Origin of the sequence: Stenotrophomonas maltophilia group sp. RNC7 (assembly GCF_030910085.1) — a bacterium.
In the GTDB taxonomy this organism is placed as follows: Bacteria; Pseudomonadota; Gammaproteobacteria; order Xanthomonadales; family Xanthomonadaceae; genus Stenotrophomonas; species Stenotrophomonas sepilia.
Genome location: NZ_JAVFVN010000942.1, coordinates 1 through 449, shown reverse-complemented (window position 1 = coordinate 449; position 449 = coordinate 1). Strand labels below are relative to the sequence as shown.

Below are 449 nucleotides of genomic sequence, written 5' to 3'. Positions count from 1 at the left end.
GACGAAGCGGGAAGACTGATAAAGGTAGAGGACCCACTGAAAATCAGCGTAAGCTATGGCTATGATAAAGCAGGAAATAAGCTGTATATGGTAGAGGGCAGAGGTAAAATTACAGAATATACCTATGGTGATTTCGGTATTTTAAAGAATACGACCAATGCAGACCAAAAGTCGATTCAGTATTCCTACGACCTTGCTGGAAATGTTGCAGCCGTAATCGATCGAAATGGAAACCACATTCTGTACACCTATGACAACAGAAACCTTCTAGTCGATAGAACCGTTCAAGAAACAAATGACACCATAAGCTACAGCTACGACGAAGTAGGAAACAGAATAAAAATGACAGACGAAAGCGACAGCAGTGTATACAGCTACGATGAAAATAACCAGCTGGAAAGCATTAAGAAGGATGGTGCGCTTCAAATCAGCTATACCTACGATGTCCT

The 449-nt window shown here is 41.4% G+C and carries 1 pseudogene; it reads left to right on the top strand.

From position 1 onward, the window contains the following. Positions 1-449, top strand: a pseudogene (locus RCF13_RS23805) (hypothetical protein); the annotation flags it as partial.